At 43.0% G+C, this 21,314-nt stretch carries 24 protein-coding genes; 22 read left to right on the forward strand and 2 right to left on the reverse strand.

The features are described from left to right. Positions 1-98 precede the first annotated feature (98 nt). Together NSQ36_RS02565 and NSQ36_RS02570 are read left to right on the forward strand one after the other, a co-directional pair. On the forward strand, positions 99-578 hold the full coding sequence (locus NSQ36_RS02565; RefSeq protein ID WP_212046679.1) for a PH domain-containing protein: 480 nt from the start codon (positions 99-101) through the stop codon (positions 576-578). Further along, a complete protein-coding gene (locus NSQ36_RS02570; protein WP_339206674.1) occupies positions 568-2,064 on the forward strand; it encodes a PH domain-containing protein in 1,497 nt (498 codons plus the stop codon). Before NSQ36_RS02565 ends, NSQ36_RS02570 begins: the two co-directional genes overlap by 11 nt. 56 nt (positions 2,065-2,120) lie before the next feature. Here the strand turns inward: NSQ36_RS02570 and NSQ36_RS02575 are convergent, their stop codons facing one another. Beyond that, positions 2,121-2,726 carry a rhomboid family intramembrane serine protease gene (locus NSQ36_RS02575; RefSeq protein ID WP_050945548.1) on the reverse strand — a complete coding sequence of 202 codons (606 nt, stop codon included), beginning with the start codon at positions 2,724-2,726 and terminating at the stop codon, positions 2,121-2,123. Positions 2,727-2,820: 94 nt separating this feature from the next. On the opposite strand from NSQ36_RS02575, the gene acpS reads away from it, so the two are divergent. From acpS to NSQ36_RS02645, 14 genes are all read left to right on the forward strand, one after another. Then, positions 2,821-3,186 carry a holo-ACP synthase gene (gene acpS / locus NSQ36_RS02580; RefSeq protein ID WP_226804681.1) on the forward strand — a complete coding sequence of 122 codons (366 nt, stop codon included), beginning with the start codon at positions 2,821-2,823 and terminating at the stop codon, positions 3,184-3,186. A gap of 160 nt (positions 3,187-3,346) precedes the next feature. Continuing rightward, entirely contained in the window at positions 3,347-4,363 is a 1,017-nt protein-coding gene (locus tag NSQ36_RS02585) for an outer membrane lipoprotein carrier protein LolA (RefSeq protein ID WP_106030172.1), read from the forward strand. A 135-nt stretch (positions 4,364-4,498) separates the two neighbouring features. Beyond that, complete coding sequence (alr, locus tag NSQ36_RS02590; RefSeq protein ID WP_284905680.1) at positions 4,499-5,680, forward strand: alanine racemase; 1,182 nt, start codon at positions 4,499-4,501, stop codon at positions 5,678-5,680. Between the two features lie 293 nt (positions 5,681-5,973). Further along, a complete protein-coding gene (locus NSQ36_RS02595) occupies positions 5,974-6,255 on the forward strand; it encodes a hypothetical protein (RefSeq protein WP_003214273.1) in 282 nt (93 codons plus the stop codon). 4 nt (positions 6,256-6,259) lie between these two features. Continuing rightward, positions 6,260-6,610, forward strand: a complete 351-nt coding sequence (gene ndoA / locus NSQ36_RS02600) for a type II toxin-antitoxin system endoribonuclease NdoA (RefSeq protein WP_003214169.1) — start codon at positions 6,260-6,262, stop codon at positions 6,608-6,610. Between the two features lie 114 nt (positions 6,611-6,724). Then, complete coding sequence (locus NSQ36_RS02605; protein ID WP_003214372.1) at positions 6,725-7,555, forward strand: RsbT co-antagonist protein RsbRA; 831 nt, start codon at positions 6,725-6,727, stop codon at positions 7,553-7,555. 4 nt (positions 7,556-7,559) lie between these two features. After that, entirely contained in the window at positions 7,560-7,928 is a 369-nt protein-coding gene (gene rsbS, locus NSQ36_RS02610; protein ID WP_003214235.1) for an RsbT antagonist protein RsbS, read from the forward strand. Positions 7,929-7,930: 2 nt separating this feature from the next. Then, entirely contained in the window at positions 7,931-8,332 is a 402-nt protein-coding gene (locus tag NSQ36_RS02615; RefSeq protein WP_003214085.1) for an anti-sigma regulatory factor, read from the forward strand. A gap of 10 nt (positions 8,333-8,342) precedes the next feature. Next, a complete protein-coding gene (locus tag NSQ36_RS02620; RefSeq protein WP_137055564.1) occupies positions 8,343-9,350 on the forward strand; it encodes a PP2C family protein-serine/threonine phosphatase in 1,008 nt (335 codons plus the stop codon). A gap of 59 nt (positions 9,351-9,409) precedes the next feature. Next, positions 9,410-9,739, forward strand: a complete 330-nt coding sequence (locus tag NSQ36_RS02625; RefSeq protein WP_003213847.1) for an anti-sigma factor antagonist — start codon at positions 9,410-9,412, stop codon at positions 9,737-9,739. After that, positions 9,736-10,224 carry an anti-sigma B factor RsbW gene (gene rsbW / locus NSQ36_RS02630; protein ID WP_003214356.1) on the forward strand — a complete coding sequence of 163 codons (489 nt, stop codon included), beginning with the start codon at positions 9,736-9,738 and terminating at the stop codon, positions 10,222-10,224. Before NSQ36_RS02625 ends, rsbW begins: the two co-directional genes overlap by 4 nt. Further along, positions 10,190-10,978: an RNA polymerase sigma factor SigB gene (gene sigB, locus NSQ36_RS02635; protein ID WP_003214304.1), complete on the forward strand. Its 789-nt coding sequence runs from the start codon at positions 10,190-10,192 to the stop codon at positions 10,976-10,978. The genes rsbW and sigB overlap by 35 nt, the downstream gene beginning before the upstream one ends. Then, positions 10,978-11,577 (forward strand): PP2C family serine/threonine-protein phosphatase, encoded by a 600-nt coding sequence (locus NSQ36_RS02640; RefSeq protein WP_003214034.1) that lies wholly within the window; start codon positions 10,978-10,980, stop codon positions 11,575-11,577. The genes sigB and NSQ36_RS02640 overlap by 1 nt, the downstream gene beginning before the upstream one ends. A gap of 76 nt (positions 11,578-11,653) precedes the next feature. Continuing rightward, positions 11,654-13,813, forward strand: coding sequence for a Tex family protein (locus NSQ36_RS02645; protein ID WP_284905679.1), 2,160 nt, complete (start codon positions 11,654-11,656; stop codon positions 13,811-13,813). A gap of 19 nt (positions 13,814-13,832) precedes the next feature. Here the strand turns inward: NSQ36_RS02645 and cmpA are convergent, their stop codons facing one another. Beyond that, entirely contained in the window at positions 13,833-13,967 is a 135-nt protein-coding gene (gene cmpA, locus NSQ36_RS02650) for a cortex morphogenetic protein CmpA (RefSeq protein ID WP_339206681.1), read from the reverse strand. 99 nt (positions 13,968-14,066) lie between these two features. Here cmpA and NSQ36_RS02655 point away from each other — a divergent pair, with 99 nt between their 5' ends. The 6 genes from NSQ36_RS02655 (at position 14,067) to NSQ36_RS02680 (ending at position 21,286) form a co-directional block, all read left to right on the forward strand. Next, the gene (locus NSQ36_RS02655; protein WP_003214448.1) at positions 14,067-14,540 is read left to right on the forward strand and encodes a SprT family protein; all 474 of its coding nucleotides are present in this window, start codon (positions 14,067-14,069) and stop codon (positions 14,538-14,540) included. Between the two features lie 193 nt (positions 14,541-14,733). Next, positions 14,734-15,708, forward strand: coding sequence for a thiamine pyrophosphate-dependent dehydrogenase E1 component subunit alpha (locus NSQ36_RS02660; protein WP_284905678.1), 975 nt, complete (start codon positions 14,734-14,736; stop codon positions 15,706-15,708). Positions 15,709-15,731: 23 nt separating this feature from the next. Beyond that, positions 15,732-16,769, forward strand: a complete 1,038-nt coding sequence (locus NSQ36_RS02665) for an alpha-ketoacid dehydrogenase subunit beta (RefSeq protein ID WP_137055567.1) — start codon at positions 15,732-15,734, stop codon at positions 16,767-16,769. 17 nt (positions 16,770-16,786) lie between these two features. Beyond that, complete coding sequence (locus tag NSQ36_RS02670; RefSeq protein ID WP_137055568.1) at positions 16,787-17,932, forward strand: dihydrolipoamide acetyltransferase family protein; 1,146 nt, start codon at positions 16,787-16,789, stop codon at positions 17,930-17,932. A gap of 18 nt (positions 17,933-17,950) precedes the next feature. Continuing rightward, positions 17,951-19,330, forward strand: coding sequence for a dihydrolipoyl dehydrogenase (gene lpdA, locus NSQ36_RS02675; protein WP_339206685.1), 1,380 nt, complete (start codon positions 17,951-17,953; stop codon positions 19,328-19,330). Positions 19,331-19,438: 108 nt separating this feature from the next. Beyond that, complete coding sequence (locus NSQ36_RS02680) at positions 19,439-21,286, forward strand: sigma-54-dependent Fis family transcriptional regulator (RefSeq protein WP_339206687.1); 1,848 nt, start codon at positions 19,439-19,441, stop codon at positions 21,284-21,286. The last annotated feature ends 28 nt before the right edge of the window (positions 21,287-21,314 follow it).

Here is a 21,314-nt window from a genome sequence, read left to right on the forward strand (position 1 = left end):
TCCTTTGCAGGATTCGCTTTTTTTAACAGGTTTACTGAAACTTTTTAGGCTTTCTTTCGTAATATATTGATAGAAAAGTAAGAGAATGGGGGAAGAATGTGAGAAAACAGCCGCAACGTCAAATAAGTTTAAATGGTTTAAAGGTATGGCGTCTTCAAAATGGAATTATCTCATTGATTTTCTTACTCATCATCATTGGGGTATTTGTTGCTAGTTATTATCTTCAATGGCCATATTGGATTGGCGCCATCCTCGCCGGTTTATGGGTCTTGCAGATTATTTTTGGCATCTGGCTTATACCGAAAATACGTCATCGCATCTGGCGCTACGAAGTATTCGAAAATGAAATTGAAATTCAGCATGGACTCATTCGCGTTACACGTGTGATTGTACCGATGGTGCGTGTCCAGCATGTCGATACATCACAAGGACCGCTCTTAAGGCGCTACCGTTTGGCATCTGTTCAAATATCGACTGCTGCCACAGTTCATGATATACCGGCGCTAGAATTAGAAGAAGCAGATGAGCTTCGTGATTACATATCTCGTTTAGCAAGGGTGACGGAAGATGATGTCTGAACCAAAACGTGTACATCCAATCTCGATGTTCATTGATTTTATATCAGATGCCGTATCCATGATTAAAAACTTCATTATCCCTTTTTTCGTGCTTATTTTTGTGAACTCGAATTCGAGCATTCGTTTTTATGCATTTATCTTTCTTGGTGTGCTTCTTTTATGGAAAGCTGTTTTAACCGTTTTAGCATGGAGGCGCTTCACCTACCGGATGGAAGATGATGAATTTCGCGTAGAATCGGGCGTCATCACAAAAAAGAAAAAATATATTTCGCTAGAGCGAATTCAAACGGTGAATACAAGTGAAGGTATCTTCCAACGGATTTTTGGTTTGGTGCGGGTCCAAATCGAAACAGCTGGCGGAACAGACGGTCCGGAAGTGAGTCTGACGGCGATTACAAAAGCAGAAGCGGAACAATTAAAGCAATCGATTTTCAACCGGAAGAAAAGCTTGCAGCAAGAAGAAGTGGATGAAAATGGGGATGTCCCGCATGATCCTCTGACAGCGCAGCAACCTGTAGAAAAAGAAATCAATGTTTCCTACCGAATGGGTATACCAGAGCTGCTTTTGGCTGCGACCACTTCCAGTGGGATCGGAGTCATTATTTCTGGGTGCCTCGCCATTTACACACAAATAGATGAAATTCTTCCTTTGGACGGTTTCCTCAAGCGGTTTTCTTTTTTAAGTCATGCGAGTGTTGAGATTTATGCGATTCTCATATTTATTGCCGTATTGATTGCTTGGATTCTTAGTGTTGGGGTAACAGCCCTTCAATATGCGAATTTTACCGCGAAACGAAAAGGGAAAGACATCATCATCACAAGAGGGCTCATTGAGAGGCATCAAATGACCATTCCGCTTGCGAGAATTCAAGCAGTGAAAATCAAAGAAAATATTCTTCGTGAACCCTTTGGCTTTGCGACGGTGATGCTTGTGAGTGCAGGAGGTTCTATTACAGAAAAAGAAACCTCTTCCGTCTTATTTCCACTGATTCGGAAGAAAAAAATCAACGAACTGCTCTCTCAATTCACAGATGATTATCATTTGGCGCCAGAAGCTGAACTGAAAAAGGTGCCAAAGCGTTCGCTCAAGCGCTACCTGATCTCTTTCGGCTTTGTGCCATTACTTGTCGGCGTAATCCTATCTGTCCGTTTTCCGCCATGGGGGTATTTGGCACTTATTCCGCTGCCTATTGCTTTGTTTTTTGGTTATTTAGCTTATAAACAATCAGGCTATACGATCAAAGATCCATTGATTCAACTGACATCAAGAGGCATTGGCAAAACCACTGGCATTGTCTTGAGAAAACGAATGCAAAACTATACGATGACGCAATCTTTCTTCCAAAAGAAAGGCCGAGTGGCGAGTATTCACACCTTTGTGAAATCCTCTGCGCTGCTTGATTCCTTTGGTGTGCATCACCTTGAGGAAGAAGATGCAGCACGTGTAATGGATTGGTATTCGTATGAAAAAAATAAATCTTCTTAAACAAAAAATGTCGATCCGCTTCCTGTTCATAGGAGTGATCGACATTTTTTATGAGGTTAGTAGCGTCTTTTTTTTGAATGGAAAAATAGCGTAAGAGGTGCTAGGAGCATGCCGCCGATTAATCCAAATAAGTGAGCCATGATATTGATGTTCGAGTTGACGAACGTCATGATGACAGAGACGGCAAGAATCGTTAAGATCACCTGAGAATTGCCGCGGTCCATCATATGCGGTTTAAATAGAACAAGGTATAAATAAACGCCAAACAAACCGAAGATCGCACCAGACGCGCCGACATGTACATACTCTAAAGGCTCCACCCAATAGGTTCCGAGATTGCCAATGAACCCTGCACCAAGATAGATAATGAGAAATCGAACCTTCCCAAGCAAATGTTCAAGCGCTGGAGCGAATAAGAACAAAGACATAGAATTGAACAAAATATGGGTCAGACTTCCGTGAAGGAAAATAGGTGTGACGAGCCGCCACCATTCTCCAGTAGCTACACCATAATTGAAACCGACGAGATGGTCGTGACCAAGCTGTATAAGAGGGATAGGAAGCGCAAATATAAGCCATAGACCAAATTGCAAAGCAAGGATCGTTGTGACGATTGGATACGATCTAATAAATTGTTGAAAGCTCTCCGTTCGAATAAACATAACAAACCCCTTTTGACTAGATAATGGTAAGTTTATAGTAACACGTTTATGAAGAGAACATCCAAATTAGTACGAGTCTCATAGGAGGTACCTCATGATCAAAGGAATAGGTATTGATATAGTAGAGATCAACCGGCTCGCGCGCGTGCTTAGTAGACAGCCTCGTTTACCAGAACGGATTTTAACGTTAAGTGAACAAGACATCTTTCACACACTCAGTGAAAAGAGGCAGCTGGAATTTTTGGCAGGACGTTTTGCAGGAAAGGAAGCTTTCGCTAAAGCATACGGAACGGGAATCGGCCGGCATTTAAGCTTTCATGATATGGAGATCCAGAAAGACGAACTTGGAAAACCTTTCATCAAAAGCGAAAAGACGAAGGGTGACCAGGTTCACGTGTCCATCACTCACACGAAAGAATATGCTGCTGCACAAGTTTTAATTGAAAGGTTGTCAAGCTAGTCTGCATATTGTTTGTCCCCCCTTCATATATTGGGTAGTGCGATAAGGAAGGGCGAGTTGCTAACAGGCTTTGATGGTTCGCGGTACGCAGTTAACTCTTGAGGCGTACTGTTAAAGTCAAACAAGCGGTTTCTTCCTTTTAACACAATTAACGAAGGGGTTGAAAAGGGTGAGAAAAAGCTTTGTTTTGCTTGTAACGGGAATCCTTTTTGTACTGATTCTCTCCGCATGCGGTCAAAAATCTCAGCAGGATATCGTTGGAGATTTAAACAAAAAGGCAGGGGAAATGACATCATACAAAGCCAAAGCAAAAATGACCATTGAGACAGGAAATGACCCGCAGGAGTATCAAGTAGAAATTTGGTACAAGAAGCCGGAACTTTACCGTGTCTATTTAGAAAATCCGAAAAAGGATCAGAGTCAAGTCATTTTAAGAAATGGCAATGGTGTGTTTGTGCTGACACCTTCATTGAACAAGAGCTTCCGTTTCCACAGTGATTGGCCAAATAATAGCAGTCAGGTCTACTTATTTGAGTCACTCGTGAAGGACATTAAAAATGACAGTGCCGCTCAGTTCAAAGCGAAAGATTCAAAGTATGTGTTTGAAACCAAAACCAATTATCAGCACAACCAAATGCTGCCTACCCAAGAGATTACCTTTCATAAAAAAACAATGGCGCCTGCCAGTGTGAAAGTACTGGATAGCGACAAAAAGCCAATGGTGAAAGTGGAATTCTCTCACTTTGAATTCAATAAATCCTTTGACAAAGATGCATTTGATGAGAAGAAAAACATGACACTCTCTCAAATGGATGTTGCCACAAGTGCAGACCCATCTGACAGCTTTGCGGTGAAAACACCAGTTGACATGCCAGAGGGTGTGAAGAAGATGGAAGAGAAAGAAATGATGACAGATGCAGGTAAGCGTTATGTCATGACGTATGGCGGAAAGAAATCCTTCACACTCATTCAGGAAAAAGCGAGAGTCGCTGAAGCATCTACGCCTGTGACAATGAACGGTGAGCCAGTCGACCTTGGCATGACAGTTGGGGTTCTCACAGATCAATCCCTTTCATGGACATCTGACGGAGTGGACTACTTGATTTCTTCAAGTGATCTATCGAAGGAAGAGCTCTTGATGGTTGCAAAGAGTGTAGAAGGCCAGTCAGCTAAATAAATACCTCAGGCGAGAGCCTTAGAAATGAAACATCAGCCCTATGCATGGGCTGATTTTCTTTGATTTGTTTCACATTATTCTTGATTTTTAGTATCATATGAGGGGATTGAATCATTCAATAGGGAAGTGTGACGGATGGACACAAATGCCTTTTATAGAGACACATGGGCAGAAATTAATTTATCAGCAATCAAGCATAATGTTTCACATATGAAAGATCATATCGGTCAAAGTGTTCAACTGATGGCTGTGGTGAAGGCCAATGCATATGGACATGGAGATATAGAAGTGGCGAGAGCTGCTCTCAAAGCAGGAGCAGACGTATTAGCCGTCGCCTTTTTAGATGAGGCGGTTTCTTTAAGAAATAAAGGCATCAAAGCACCAATACTTGTACTCGGCGCAGTACCGCCGGAATATGTCAAAGTCGCCGTTCGTTACAATGTCATCATGACCGCTTACTCCATCGATTGGCTGAGAGACGTCACCAAAATGGTGAAAGGGCAGATGGGACAACCGATACGTTTTCATTTGAAAATAGACAGCGGAATGAACCGATTAGGTGTGAAAACGATAGAGCAAGTGAACGAAGTGAAAAAGCTTGTCAGCGAGCAATCTTATTTACAGCTGGAAGGCGTATTTACTCACTTTGCTACAGCAGATGAAAAGGATGAAGCCTACTTTGATCGGCAGGTCGACACCTTTCAAACACTGCTTGAGCCGCTTCATACGGACAAGCTGCTCGTTCATTGCGCCAACAGTGCTGCAGGTTTAAGGTTTAAAGACGTTTTGTTTAATATGGTTCGCTTCGGCATCAGTATGTACGGGCTGTCACCGTCTGAAGAAATCAAAGATGAATTGCCTTTCAAGCTCGAAGAAGCCATGTCTCTTCATACAAAGCTTGCCCATGTAAAGCATATTCAAGAGGGTGAGAGTGTCAGCTATGGGGCGACGTATACAGCCAATCAAGATACGTGGATCGGCACGGTTCCAGTCGGCTATGCAGATGGGTGGATCAGGAAGCTGGCAGCAACGGAAGTGCTTGTTGGCGGAAAACGCCGGAAGATCGCAGGAAGGGTTTGTATGGATCAATTCATGATTGAACTGAATGACAAGCTTCCAGTAGGCGAGCCGGTCGTTTTGATTGGTAAGCAAGGAGAAGACATGGTATCAGTCGATGAAATCGCCAAAAGGCTTGAAACCATTAACTATGAAGTCACTTGCTCGATTGGCCACCGCGTCCCAAGAGTATATTTAGAGGACGGCGAAAGAGTGCATGTGCGGAATCCGCTCCTTCAAGGCGGGCCAAGTTTTTTATAAACAACATTCAAAAGAACGATAGTCAAACTGACTTCGTTCTTTTTTATTCGACAAAAGTAGGGTAAACATTCTCCCTTTTTTAGAGATTTTGGAAATACCGTATGATTTTCGGAAAAAAGCGTATAATGGGAAAGAGGAACTCCATTATCATCTTGATTTACGGGTGGCGAGCCGCTTCATGTTCTAATAAGAATTCATGAAAAAACAGCTTTGCTTGTGCATTGAATAATGGTATGATTAGTCTTGGAATGGATCGATACGGTATCCGTAAGTTTTGTGGAGGTGTATGTTTTTTGTCTGAATCCAGCGCAACAAATGAAATGAAGATTCGACTGCCGGAGGCTTTAATGTCTGAGATCGAACGAGTAGCAGAGCAGGATAAGGTAACAAGAAATGAATTGATCTACCGAGCGACAAAAACGTATATTCGTGAACGTAATATTCGACAAAATCGTGAATCGATGAGACGCGGCTACATGGAGATGGCGAAAATTAATCTGAATATCTCTTCAGAGGCACAATACGCAGAGTTTGAGGCTGAGAATACAGTTGAGCGATTAGTCAGCGGGGGTTAAACATTTGATTGTTAAACGCGGTGATGTTTACTTTGCTGATTTATCTCCTGTTGTTGGCTCCGAGCAGGGCGGGGTTCGCCCGGTATTGGTGATTCAAAATGACATTGGAAATCGCTTTAGCCCGACTGCTATCGTTGCAGCCATAACAGCCCAAATACAAAAAGCGAAATTACCGACTCACGTCGAAATTAATGCAAAGCGCTACGGCTTTGAACGAGATTCTGTCATTCTTTTGGAACAGATTCGTACAATCGATAAACAAAGATTGACAGATAAAATCACACATCTTGATGATGAGATGATGGAGAAGGTTGATGAAGCCTTACAAGTTAGTTTGGCTCTTATTGATTTTTAATATGGTGAGATATGGTTGCTCTACTGGGAGCAACTTTTTTTGTGTTCAATTTTTATTAACGTTATAATGAAGACAGACTAAAGAAGAGTTTTAAATGTAAGTAGGGGGTAAAACATGTCGAATCATATCGTGTTAGCTTTTGCAAGAAAGCATCAAAAGGAATTAGAAAATGAGTGGACGGACATTTTAAAACGACTCGGAGAAAAAGAAACGGACATGATGCTGAACGACAAAATGTATGAAACCATCTGTTCGGAATATGTTCAACTGATCATTACATCTCTTTCAGAGGGGTATAGTGAGGATTTTGAAGAAAAAGTGCAAAATTTTGCTTTAAAAATTGTTCAAATGGGTATATCACTTAAGTTACTGGCAAACGGTCTAACGGAAATCCGTACACATTTATATGAAAAAATGAACGATGACAAAGATACAACACAAGAAAGTCATGACCTCATTTGGCAAATCGATCGATTCATCACACCCATCCATAACGAGATCTTAAACCAGTACTCCATCTCATGGGAAAAAACCGTCAGCCTTCAAAAAATGGCGCTACAGGAACTTTCTGCCCCGCTTATTCCTGTATTTGAGCACATCACCGTCATGCCACTTGTTGGAACAATTGATACAGATCGTGCGAAAAAAATTATGGAGAATCTGCTCAATGGTGTCGTCAAACATCGCTCACAGGTCGTCTTGATTGATATCACGGGGGTACCTGTCGTGGATACAATGGTGGCCCACCATATCATTCAAGCGTCAGAGGCTGTGAGATTAGTAGGAGCGAAGTGTTTACTTGTCGGTATTCGCCCAGAAATAGCCCAAACGATCGTTAACCTTGGAATTGATTTATCTCAGGTTACAACAAAGAATACCCTTCAAAAAGGAATTCAAACTGCTTTGGAAATGACAAATCGAAAAATTGTTTCATTGGAGGGATAACCAATTGAGAAATCACCCGAAGATTCCAATCTTAAAATTATATAATTGTCTTCTGATCTCAATACAGTGGGAGCTTGATGATCAAACAGCTCTTCACTTTCAAGAAGACTTACTGAATAAAATTCATGAAACAGGAGCAAACGGTGTTGTCATTGACTTAACATCCGTCGATATGATTGATTCATTTATCGCAAAGGTATTAGGCGATGTGATCACCATGTCCAAGCTCATGGGGGCAAAAGTTGTATTAACAGGAATACAGCCGGCAGTCGCTGTGACGCTTATTGAACTTGGTATATCGCTGGAAGAAATTCAAACAGCACTAGATCTTGAACAAGGGCTTGAGACACTGAAGCGGGAATTGGGGGAATAGATATGAAAGACCAATCCTGTGTGAAAATATTGACGGAATGGGATATAGTCGCAGCAAGACAATTGGGGCGCAATGTTGCAAAAGAACTTGGTTTTGGAACAGTTGACCAAGCAAGAATTACGACGGCCATTTCAGAATTAGCTCGAAACATCTATTTATACGCTGGTAAAGGTCAGATTTGTATAGAAGAAGTGATGGAGCGCGGAAAGCGTGGACTCAAAGTCATCGCAGCCGATGAGGGGCCTGGCATCATGGATATACGTAAAGTGATGGAAGACGGATTTTCTACATCAGGCGGACTCGGAGCAGGCTTGCCGGGCGTCAGAAGACTGATGGATGAATTTAAATTAGATTCTGCACCAGAACAAGGAACGGAGATACAAGCTGTTAAGTGGCTTCGCTAGGAGGGAAACCATGGATTTTAAGGAGGTAATGGAGCAGCGGTACCATCAGCTGCTCAGTCGTTATATCAGTGATTTAACTGAAACATCGCTTTATCAAGCTCAAAAATTTAGCCGTAAAACCATTGAGCATCAAATACCTCCTGAAGAAATAGTGAGTGTTCACCGAAAAGTGATTCAGGAGCTTTACCCTGATTTGCCGGAAGATGTTTTTCATTCACTAGACTTCTTAATTGAAGTCATGATTGGGTACGGACTTGCCTATCAGGAACATTTAACACTTAGAGGCATTCAGCAAGAAATTAAATCTGAAATTGAAATTGCTGCAAATGTTCAGCAAACCCTTCTGGAAACGAAAATTCCAGAAGGAGATACGTTCGATATTGGGGCGATCAGTGTACCGGCAAAACAGATGAGTGGAGATTATTACCATTTTGTAACGGATCACGATACGATTAATATTGCGATCGCAGATGTCATTGGAAAGGGAATCCCAGCTGCGCTTTGTATGTCGATGATTAAATATGCGATGGATTCCTTGCCTGAGTCAGGGAGCGGCCCAACTAAAGTGCTGAAAACCCTTAATCGTGTTGTCGAGCAAAACGTAGACCCAAGTATGTTTATCACCATGTTTTATGGCAGTTATAATAAAGAAACGCATGAATTTAAATATGCATCGGCTGGTCATGAGCCGGGCTTTTTCTATTGCAATAAAGAGAACCAATTTTACGATTTAGATGCAAAAGGGCTTGTACTTGGAATCGCACCAGATTTTGATTATAAGCAGTATGAGAAGCATTTGGACGTAGGAGATATGGTGATCTTATTCTCTGATGGTGTTACAGAATCTAAGTCGGAGGACGGCTTTTTAGAGCGGGAGGATATCAAAGCGCTTATAGCAGAGCACCTACCCTACTCAGCTCAGGAAATGGTCGATGCCATCTATGCCAGCTTACTCAAGCTACAAGATTTTCAGCTTCACGATGACTTCACTTTACTTGTGCTCAAAAGAAAGGTTTAGAAAGTGAAGATGCGGGTATATAAAATTCTAGGAAACAAGAATTTCGAGGTGAATGCATAATGAATATGACAGTGAAAGAGCATCAAATAGATCAAAAAACGAAAATTAGTGTCAGCGGAGAAATTGATGTGTACTCTGCTCCTCAGCTAAGAGAAACACTCATGCCTAAAGCCGAGGCGGGAGAGCATCTTGAGATCTGTTTGAAGGATGTTACGTATATGGATAGTACAGGATTAGGTGTATTTGTTGGGCTGTTTAAAGCGGCTCAAAAAGCAGGTGGAACACTAAAGCTTGAGAACTTGTCAGATCGGCTTGTAAGGTTGTTTGAAATTACTGGACTAAAGGACATCATTGACATTTCTGCAAAGACAGAGGGTGGGGTACAATGAACGAATCAGTAGATCTAATCGAGATGAAAATCCCAGCGAAACCAGAATACGTAGGCATCATCCGCCTGACTCTTTCAGGCGTAGCAAGTCGAATGGGTTATGCCTATGAAGAGATTGAGGACTTAAAAATTGCGGTCAGTGAGGCCTGTACAAATGCAGTTCAGCATGCCTACAAAGGTGAAAATGGCGAAGATGGAGAGGTAGCTGTTCGCTTTCTTGTCTACGAGGATCGTCTAGAAATCATTGTCGCGGACAAAGGCGGTAGCTTTGACTTTAAGCAAAAGCAGGAAGACCTAGGGCCGTATACATCTGCTCATACGGTGGATCAATTGGCAGAAGGAGGTCTTGGTTTATACTTAATGCAAACATTGATGGATGAAGTCGAGGTGCAAGCAAACTCCGGAGTTACCGTTGCGATGACAAAGTTTTTAAACAGGGAGCGAGTTGACCATGACACAACCATCCAAAACTATGAAACTAACTAAAGATGAAGTGGATCGTCTTATCCAAAGCTATCAATCCAACCAAGATGAGCAGGCGCAGCTCACGCTGGTCGAATGCTATACAAACTTGGTTGATATGCTGGCAAAAAAATATTCAAAAGGAAAAAGCTTTCATGAGGACCTCAGACAAGTTGGAATGATTGGTTTACTTGGCGCCATTAAGCGATACGATCCGCTAGTCGGTAAATCATTTGAAGCCTTTGCTATTCCAACCATCATCGGGGAAATCAAACGCTTTTTACGAGATAAAACATGGAGTGTCCATGTACCAAGGCGAATCAAAGAGCTTGGACCAAGAATCAAGATGGCTGTTGATCATCTAACAACAGAGACGCAAAAATCACCGCAAGTCCAAGAAATTGCAGAATACCTAGATGTGACGGAGGAAGAAGTACTGGAAACCATGGAGATGGGCAAAAGCTATCAAGCACTGTCTGTTGACCAAGGCGTAGAGGCTGATTCTGAAGGAAGCACAGTCACCATTTTAGACGTTGTTGGCTCACAGGAAGAGGGCTACGAACGTGTAAACCAAAAAATGATGCTTGAGAGTGTGCTTCATGTTCTGACAGACCGAGAAAAAGAGATTATCAATCTGACTTATTTGCAAAATAAGAGTCAAAAAGAAACAGGCGATTTACTAGGGATATCCCAAATGCATGTATCGAGACTGCAACGGAAGGCAGTTAAAAAGCTACGAGATGCATTATCAGAAGATGCGTCTATGGAGCTAGGGTAATGAAGCAGATTGAACAGCATGAGCATGTGAATGCCATTATCTATCAATCGAATAAAGAAGGGAAATCATGCTGCGGGGACAGTTTTTTTATTAAAGCAGATGATGAAGAACTAATTTGTGCTGTGGCAGACGGATTAGGCAGCGGTCAGTTCGCCAATGAATCATCTTCTTTAGTCAGCGAAATTGTCGAAGAATATGGACATGAGGATATGACGACCCTCATCGACAGATGCAATCAGGCGATGAAAAATAAACGCGGAGCCACTGTAGCCATATTAAAGGTGAATTTTTCCCAGCAGCAGTTTACCTATTGTTCGGTTGGTAATATTCGGTTCATCTTGAATGCCCCTTCTGGCGACTATATTTATCCACTTCCGACATCAGGATACTTATCAGGGAAACCTAGAAAATATAAAACATACACCTATTCCTACGAAAAAGGATCGACATTCATTATGTATTCAGACGGACTGAATGTGCCAAACATGAGAATGTGTTTAAAGCATAGTCATTCAGTTGCAGACATTGCCAAACAGCTTGAAACATACACACAAGACAAGAAAGACGATCTCACCTATGTACTTGGTCAGCTCACGTAAAATAGCTGACCTTTTTTCTGTTTTGCCGATTTTTTTGATACACTAAAAGAGAAGACACAGTGAGGGGATGCAAAGTATGAAGACATCTGACTTTTTATTGAAACAAATTGCAACAGAATTAAAGCTTTCAACAAAACAAATTGAAAGTGTCATCAAGCTCTTAGAGGATGGTAACACCGTCCCGTTTATTGCCCGTTACCGGAAAGAGCAGACAGGCTCTCTGGATGAGGTGCAAATTCAAACCATTTCAGAGCGCTATACATATATCCAAAATGTCATGAACCGAAAAGAAGAAGTCATTCGCTTAATCGCAGAACAAGACAAACTGACGGATGAATTAAAACAAAAAATTGAACAAGCTCATAAACTGCAAGAGGTCGAAGATTTATACCGACCATTCAAACAAAAACGTAAAACAAAGGCGAATGTAGCCAAAGCAAAAGGGCTCGAGCCGCTGGCAGAATATATACTCACCTTGCCAAGCGATGAGATCGAGAAGAAGGCCGCTTCTTTTATCAACGAAGAAAAGGAAGTAACAAGTGTAGAAGAGGCACTTGAAGGCGCGCAGCACATCATTGCTGAACAGCTGGCAGATGATCCTGATATGCGGAAATGGATTCGCAGCGAAACGTACCAAAAGGGAAGTCTGGTCACATCAGGAAAAGACATCGAGAGCGATGAGAAAAATGTCTATGAAATGTATTACGATTATCAAGAGCCCATCAAAAAGATAGTGCCTCACCGCGTACTAGCGGTCAATCGTGGAGAGAAAGAAGGCATCTTAAAGGCAGCCATCGAGCCACCTGCTGAAAATATTCGTTTCTATCTCGACAAACAAGTCATAAAAGGCAAACAGACGACGGCGAGACCGTTTATCGATGCGGCAATTGACGATGCGTATAAACGCCTCATTCAGCCTTCCATCGAACGAGAAATACGCAAAGAGCTGACAGAAAAAGCAGAGGAACAAGCGATTCATATTTTTGCTGAAAACTTAAGAAAACTACTGCTTCAGCCGCCGATGAAAGGGAGACGTGTACTTGGAGTGGACCCTGCATTTCGTACAGGCTGTAAATTAGCCGTCGTGGATGATACAGGAAAAGTCCATCATATAGGCGTCATTTACCCGCACCCGCCTGTACAGAAAAAAGCGGAAGCGAAACAAAAAGTGAAAGAGATCATTCAATCATCTAACATTGAAGTCATTGCGATTGGAAACGGAACAGCCTCAAGAGAGACCGAACAATTCATTGCAGACCTCATTCAAGAGCTGGATCAGCCGGTCTCCTATTTGATTGTGAATGAAGCAGGAGCAAGTGTATACTCTGCGTCTGCACTGGCGCGAGAAGAGTTTCCAGACCTGCAAGTCGAAGAACGAAGTGCTATATCCATTGCTCGAAGATTACAAGATCCTTTAGCAGAGCTCGTGAAAATTGATCCGAAGTCTGTCGGAGTGGGCCAATACCAGCATGACGTGAGCCAAAAACAATTAAACAGCTCGTTAACCTTCGTGGTAGAGACGGTCGTCAACCAAGTCGGTGTGAACGTCAATACGGCCTCACAGGCGCTGCTGCAATATGTGTCAGGTCTTTCAAAAGCTGTCGCAGGGAATATCATCAAGCGCCGCGAAGAGATTGGAAGATTCACAAGCAGAAAAGAGCTAAAGGACATTCCAAGACTTGGGGCAAAGACTTATGAGCAGTGTATCGGCTTCCTGCGCATCGCAGACGGACAAGATCCACTTGACCGGACAGGCATTCACCCAGAGAGCTATAAGGAAACAAAACAGTTTTTACGCATGATCAAGATGACACCAAATGATCTTGGCACAGAGCAGTTAAAGGAGAAAATCGCAGAGGTCAAGCTGGATGAAGCAGCAGAGCAGCTTGATATTGGTATCATTACATTACAAGATATCGTCGATCAGCTGACAAGACCTGAGCGTGATCCGCGCGATGAAGTACCAAAACCTCTTTTAAAAACAGATGTGTTGAAATTAGAGGACTTGAAGCAAGGAATGGAGCTGCAAGGTACAGTGAGAAACGTTGTAGACTTCGGCGCATTCGTTGATATTGGTGTAAAACAGGACGGGCTTGTCCATATTTCCAAGCTCAGCAACCGCTTTGTGAAGCATCCGCTTGACGTTGTATCAGTTGGTGACATTGTGACTGTATGGGTCGACTCCGTTGACCAGGCAAAAGGCCGCGTTGCCCTCTCCATGCTGAAACCAGAGTAAACAAAAAACGAGGCGCACCTCAGCATGGGGTGTGCCTTGATGCGACTGAATGTTTTTTTCTGTAGAAGTACCAGCATTGATTCAACAACTTGATTTGGTAATGATTTTTTTCGAAAAAAGCCTTCTGCATCTGATTTTTCAGCCAGTTGGGCATCGCCCATTCCTCCTTTGATCGAAACAGTGGGTGTACCTTCAATGTATGCAAAGGGGAAATTGTCCCGTTCGATGTTTTTATAGAAAGGAACGATCTTGATTGAAGGAGAGAGAGTTACAGCAGTTAACAGAGCATATTTCTGAGCAGTTCTTTGGTAAGGCATTCCGCCATCAGGCTGTTTTTAATGACCGTCTCAAAACGACAGGCGGGCGGTATTTACTTGGTACACACAATATCGAACTGAACCGCCGATACCTAGAGGAACATGGACGAGAAGAATTAATCGGGATCATCAAGCATGAGCTGTGTCATTATCATCTGCATCTTGAGGGAAAAGGCTATCAGCATCGTGACCGTTCCTTTAAAGAGTTATTAAAACAAGTAGGAGCCCCGCGTTTTTGTACACCGCTAAAGACTGTACAAAATAAACGGCGTGTACAGAAACGGCAAGAATATGTCTGCACAGGATGCGGTCAGTATTTTATCAGGAAAAGGCGAGTTGATACCTCTCGTTATGTGTGCGGCGTCTGCAAAGGAAAATTAAAATGGCAGCGTACAATCGGTTCAGAGTGATAAGCATTCCTTTATGGGATGCTTTTTTTGTGAGATGAAGTAGACATATTGAGACAAATAGAGACGCAAGTCTCATTTTGTCTCTTTTTTGATCAGTGTGAATCGCTCAAAAACCTAAGCTTTCAAGCGCCATGATGTTGGCACGCTTTTTGCTTGTATAGAAGTGCAAGCAAAAAAGATAGGAGGTTTTATCATGGAAATGGCACTCACAAAAGAAAAAGCCGTTTGGATGTATCGAAAAATGCAGGAAATCCGCCAATTTGAAGATCAAGTACACACGCTTTTTACAAAGGGGATCTTGCCAGGTTTTGTCCATCTTTATGCTGGTGAAGAAGCTGTTGCTGTAGGAGTCTGCGCTCATCTGAATGAACAAGACAGTATTACAAGTACACACCGTGGCCACGGTCATTGTATCGCTAAGGGCTGTGATCTAAAAGGAATGATGGCAGAAATCTATGGAAAAGCCACAGGCCTTTGTAAAGGAAAAGGTGGATCTATGCACATTGCAGATTTTGATAAAGGAATGCTCGGTGCCAACGGAATTGTTGGAGGCGGCTTTCCACTTGCGTGCGGGGCAGCCCTCACAGCTAAATATAAAAAGACAGATAATGTAAGCGTTTGCTTTTTTGGGGATGGTGCTAACAATCAAGGGACTTTTCACGAAGGAATCAATCTCGCTGCCATCTGGAAACTGCCAGTCATTTTCATCGCAGAAAACAATGGTTACGGGGAAGCGACGCCATTTTCCTATGCTTCAAGCTGCAAATCGATTGTGGATCGAGCCGCCAGTTATGGTATTCCGGGTATTCAAGTAGATGGAAAAGATGTGACAGCCGTTTATCAAGCAGCAGAACAAGCGATAGAACGAGCAAAAAATGGAGAAGGTCCGACATTGATTGAATGCATGACATATCGGAATTATGGTCATTTTGAAGGAGACGCCCAGCGCTACAAAACCAATCAAGAAAAAACCGAACATCAAGAAGAGAAAGATGCCATCACTCTTTTTAAAAATGAATTATTAAAGCAGCAGCTGCTAACGGATCAAGAGATATCAAGTATTGAAGCGGCTGTAGCAGAAGCGATAGATGAAGCCGTGAGATTCAGCGAAGAAAGTGAATATCCAGATCATACTGAATTGCTGACTGATGTGTATGTTTCGTATTAATAAATCTGAAAGGGGAGAGGGAAATGACAAGAGAAATCAGCATGTCTAGTGCTTTGAATGAAGCGATTAAACTGGCAATGAGAAGAGATGAAGATGTCATTTTAATGGGAGAAGATGTTGCGGGTGGCGCTCATGTAGATCACTTACAGGATGATGAAGCATGGGGCGGTGTTCTTGGTGTAACGAAAGGAATCGTTCAGGAGTTTGGACGTGAGCGTGTCCTTGACACGCCGATTAGTGAAGCTGGCTATGTAGGCGCGGCTATGGCAGCTGCTTCAACAGGGCTAAGACCAATTGCGGAGCTTATGTTTAATGATTTTATCGGTACTTGTCTGGACCAAGTCCTGAATCAAGGCGCAAAATTCCGATACATGTTTGGCGGAAAAGCAGAGGTGCCAATCACGATTCGAACGACACATGGGGCGGGTTTTAGAGCAGCTGCCCAGCATTCACAAAGTTTGTATGCACTATTTACAAGCATCCCTGGATTGAAAGTAGTTGTGCCTTCTTCACCATATGATGCCAAAGGGCTGCTGCTGGCAGCCATCGAGGATCAGGACCCTGTCATCTTTTTTGAAGACAAGACGCTTTACAATATCACAGGAGATGTGCCGGAGAGGTATTACACACTGCCGCTTGGTAAAGCAGATGTGAAGAGAGAAGGATCTGATGTAACCATCTTTGCAGTAGGCAAACAAGTGCATACAGCACTCGAAGCGGCAGAGCAATTATCTGCTCAAGGTATTGAAGTGGAAGTGATTGATCCAAGAAGCTTGTCGCCGCTCGATGAAGAGGCCATTCTGACTTCAGTAGAAAAAACAAATCGACTTGTCATTGTCGATGAAGCAAATCCAAGGTGCGGAATTGCCGCAGATATCTCTTCTTTGATTGCAGATAAAGGATTTGATTTACTTGACGCTCCAATCAAAAAAGTAACGGCTCCTCATACACCGGTACCATTTTCACCACCTCTTGAAGATATATATCTGCCAACACCTGATAAAGTTGTGAACACCGTATTAGAGATGATTGGCAAGAGCCATGACAAGATCTTGAACTAAAGAAAGGAGAGAGGGAGATGGCTATCGAAGTTGTGATGCCTAAATTGGGCATGTCGATGAAAGAAGGAACGGTATCTGTCTGGAATAAGGAGGTCGGTGAGACCGTAAATAAAGGGGAAAGCATTGCAAGCATCAACTCCGAAAAAATTGAAATGGAGATCGAATCACCTGCTGAAGGAACCATATTGGATATAAAAGTGCCCGAGGGAGAAGGTGTACCGCCTGGCACGGTCATCTGCTATATCGGTGAAGGAAATGAACAAGTGGAGGAAAAGAAAGATAGAGACATCCAGTCAAAACCAAAGAAAGAGAGAAAGAAAATCTCACCTGTTGCCCGTAAAATGGCGATTAGCGCAAACCTAGACATTGATACGCTCGTGGGGACAGGACCAGGTGGAAGAATTACGAAAGAGGATGTGCTTCATGCGCTTCCTGAACGGAAAGAGAAAAAACAAGAAGAGAAAAAACAAAACGAAACAGAGCATCAACCTATTAACATGATGCGGAAAACAATTGCCTCAAGAATGATGGAAAGCCTGCAAACAAGTGCACAATTAACTATTACGATGAAAGCGGACGTGACAAAACTTACAAACTTACAACAACAGCTGAATGAAACAGCCATAGCACGTTACGATACAAAGTTGACCATCACCGATTTTGTAGCCAAAGCAGCGATCCTTTCGTTGTTAGAACACCCTGCGATGAACAGTCAATATCATAACGGAGTTGTGGAAACCTTTGAGAATGTTCATCTTGGGATTGCTGCTGCGTTAGATAACGGATTGGCTGTACCGGTCATTCGGCATGCGGAGCGGTTAACGCTGATAGAGCTGGCGAAGAGCATTAAATTGTATGGTCAAAAAGCACGTGAAGGAAAGCTTCTTCATGATGAAATTCAAGGTTCAACCTTTACATTGACCAATCTTGGAGCGTATGGTGTAGAGCATTTCACGCCAATTTTGAATCCTCCGGAAGCAGGTATCCTTGGCGTCGGAACAATGTATGACACCCCTGTTTATCGAGAGGATGAATTGTGCAAAGGGACCATCCTGCCTCTCAGTCTTACGTTTGATCACCGCGTACTGGACGGAGCACCGGCATCCGCATTTTTATCAACGGTCAAAGCACATTTAGAAGAACCAATATCCATTCTTTTATAGGAAGAAGGTGAACGTACCATGACACTGGTCATTATAGGAGGCGGACCATCAGGTTATGTGGCGGCCATAACAGCCGCCCGTTTTGGCAGGGAGGTTGTGTTAATTGATCAAGGTCAGCTGGGAGGTACCTGCCTCAATGAGGGCTGTATTCCAACCAAAGCACTTTTGCAAAGCGCCGATATGTATGAGCATGTGAAATCAGCTGGACATTTTGGAATTGAGCTTCCAGAACATGAGCCTACCATCCAATGGGATGCTGTCCAAAAACGGAAGCAGTTTGTCGTCAAGCGGCTCACTGATGGTGTTCGCTACTTGATGAATAAAAACAAAGTCACCGTGGTAAATGGGAAGGCTTCATTTCTATCAGCACATGAGCTATTGATAGAAAGTGAAGAAAAGTCTGAAATCATTCAAGCAAAACAAATCATTATTGCATCAGGGGCAGCGCCTGCTGCTTTACCGTTTGCACCTTTTGATGGCGAATGGATTATTCACAGCAAGGATGCCATGTCACTTTCTTCGATTCCAGATTCGCTTTGTATCATTGGGGGCGGGGTGATCGGCTGTGAGTTTGCGAGCATCTTTAGCAGAATGGGATCAAAGGTTGTCATGGTTGAACGGGCAGTGCACATTTTACCTGAAGAAGATCGTGATATTGCACAATGTCTTCACGAGCAGCTCGAAGAAACGGGTGTAGATATTTTGACGTCCGCCGCAGTCAAGCAGCTTGATTCCTCTTCAAGTAAAGTAGTGGTGGAGAATAATCAAGGCGAGCAGTGTGAAATCCAGTCGGATCTTTGCTTAGTGGCCATTGGCAGAACTCCGCGGCTTGGAGAGTTGAATCTTGATCAGGTTGGTATTGCATTTGATAGAAACGGTATCTACGTCAATGAACATATGCAAACCAATCTCCCGCATATCTATGCGTGCGGTGATGTGACAGGTGGGGTCCAGCTTGCTCATACTGCCTTTCATGAAGGAACGGTTGCGGCATCCCATGCATCAGGTGAGCATGTAAAGGTCAATGAGCAAGTGATTCCGAGGTGCATATACACCTCTCCAGAAATAGCCAGTGTTGGTTTAAATGAAGAGAGTGCTAGAAAACAATATGAGGAGATTCGGATAGGGACATGTGCATTTTCTGCAAATGGAAAAGCATTAATCTTAAATCAACCAGCCGGTCACGTAAAGGTCATTGTAGAACCGCAATATCAAGAAATATTAGGTGTTTCAATTATCGGACCGCATGCAACAGAACTGATTGGACAAGCGGCGGTGATGATGCATACAGAGCTGACCGCTGATACATTAGAGCAGTTTATTGCGGCACATCCGACACTTTCAGAGGCGATACACGAAGCCTTGCTGCAAACCATTGGACGAGCGGTGCACTGCTGAAAAAGGCTTCTTTTCTATCCGATTGACTTCTAGGGTTAGCTAATGATAATTGAAAGCGCTTTTATAATTATCTATAATGAATAAAAAGCCCCTAGAGGAGAGGATGGAATGAGTCCGACGCCTTGTTATTTAAATACGTGGAAACGTTTTGTTCGTGAAGGTTTGCTTGATCAGTCTCGTCTGAATAAGAGAGTGGTAGAATCATGGCACAGGTGTAAACAGGCAAATGTGAATCCGTATTTAGATAAAGGACAGTCGTTGTTAGAAAAGGAGCGTTTCAGTGCCCAAAAAAAGAAATATTCATTATTCCTAAATGCGGCTCTTCCTTACTTAAATAAAATCAGTCAGCAATTAAAAGAATCTGACATGCTGGCCTTACTCATCGATGCAGACGGTTATGTGCTAAGTCTGACAGGAAGCGAAAGAACGATGGTGGAAGCAAAAAGAATTAATTTTATGGAGGGTTCACGCTGGACTGAAACAGATGTAGGGACAAACGCGATCGGAACGGCACTCGTCATCGGAGAAGCAGTGACGATCAATGGAACTGAGCATTTTTCTATCGCCTCTCACCATTGGAGTTGTTCAGCCGCTCCTATTCGCGATGCAGGCGGTACAATCATAGGGGTGATTGACATCTCTTGTATGACGGATAACAAGCACCCTTTTATGCTTGGAATGGCTTCAACGGTTGCTTATGCCATCGAGAGAGAAATTCAAGTCCAGCAAAAAAGGAGAGAGCTGGAGCTCATCACTCATTGTCTCCAGCAGGTGGAAACAGACGAACCGTATGTGGTCTGTAATGAAAAAAAGCAAATTGTTTCTGCCAGCAGGTCGATTAGAGAACGATTTTCAGACTGGTATGGAATGGATGTCGAGCGGCTTAAGGATTATCCATTTGTTATCCGGGGAAAGCAGATCATTCAATCAGAGCAAGACGGAAAGATGCTAGGCATGTCCCTTTCCCTTGAAGAAGCAGCGAAAAGCAGCATCACCGTTTCTTTTGCTCAATTTCCCGGGGAATCAGGAACAAGTAAGGTATTTCAACAGACGCTTAACGAGATGAAGAGAGCAGCACAAACAGATGCTCATGTGTATATTTGGGGAGAAACAGGGACAGGGAAGGAACTCGCCGCTAGAGCCATTCATTCCGCCAGTGAAAGGCATAAAGGGCCGTTTATTGCTGTTAATTGCGGAGCCATTCCTGAAAGCCTGTTAGAAAGTGAGCTGTTTGGCTATGCTGAAGGGGCATTTACAGGGGCAAAACGTCATGGAGCTAAAGGCAAATTTGAACAAGCTCATAAAGGAACACTCTTTTTAGACGAAATTGGTGAAATCCCATATGCGATGCAAGTAGCGCTTCTTCGGGTGATAGAAGAAAGGGCAGTCGTACCGCTCGGCGGGACACACGAAATCCCTTTGGATATTCGAATCATTACAGCGACTCACCGTAATATGAACGAACTGCTGAAGGAAGGAAAAATACGAGAAGACTTGTATTACCGTCTTCATGTCTATCCGATCAATATCCCGCCGCTTAGAGAAAGAAAAGAAGACATTCATGATTTATATCGTTATTACCAAAAGAAGCACCACTGGAATGCGGCGTTTCCTGAATCATTTTTTCAGAAATTGCAGGAGTATCATTGGCCAGGAAACATACGAGAGCTTTTTAACCTGTTTGAGCATCTAAGGGTCCTCTTTCCTAAAGGCGGATGGATTGGTGAATCACAATATGCTTCAGTATTAGAGGCGATTGATCAGAAAAAGCAGAAGCTGCATCCAGCAGAGTGTACCGAGACTCCAAAAGAACTCACATTCAGGGAACGCATTCAAATGCAAACAGTGATAGACGCACTGCATAAAACGAAAGGTCATGTGTCAGAAGCAGCGAGGCTAGCAGGGGTGCCAAGAAGTACTTTTTATAAGTGGATGCGAAAGTTTCATCTGTCTTAATCTCATGGAAGGCTGCATCAAGGCCCTT

The organism is Bacillus sp. FSL W8-1143, assembly GCF_037965155.1.
Classification (GTDB): Bacteria; Bacillota; Bacilli; order Bacillales; family Bacillaceae; genus Bacillus; species Bacillus pumilus.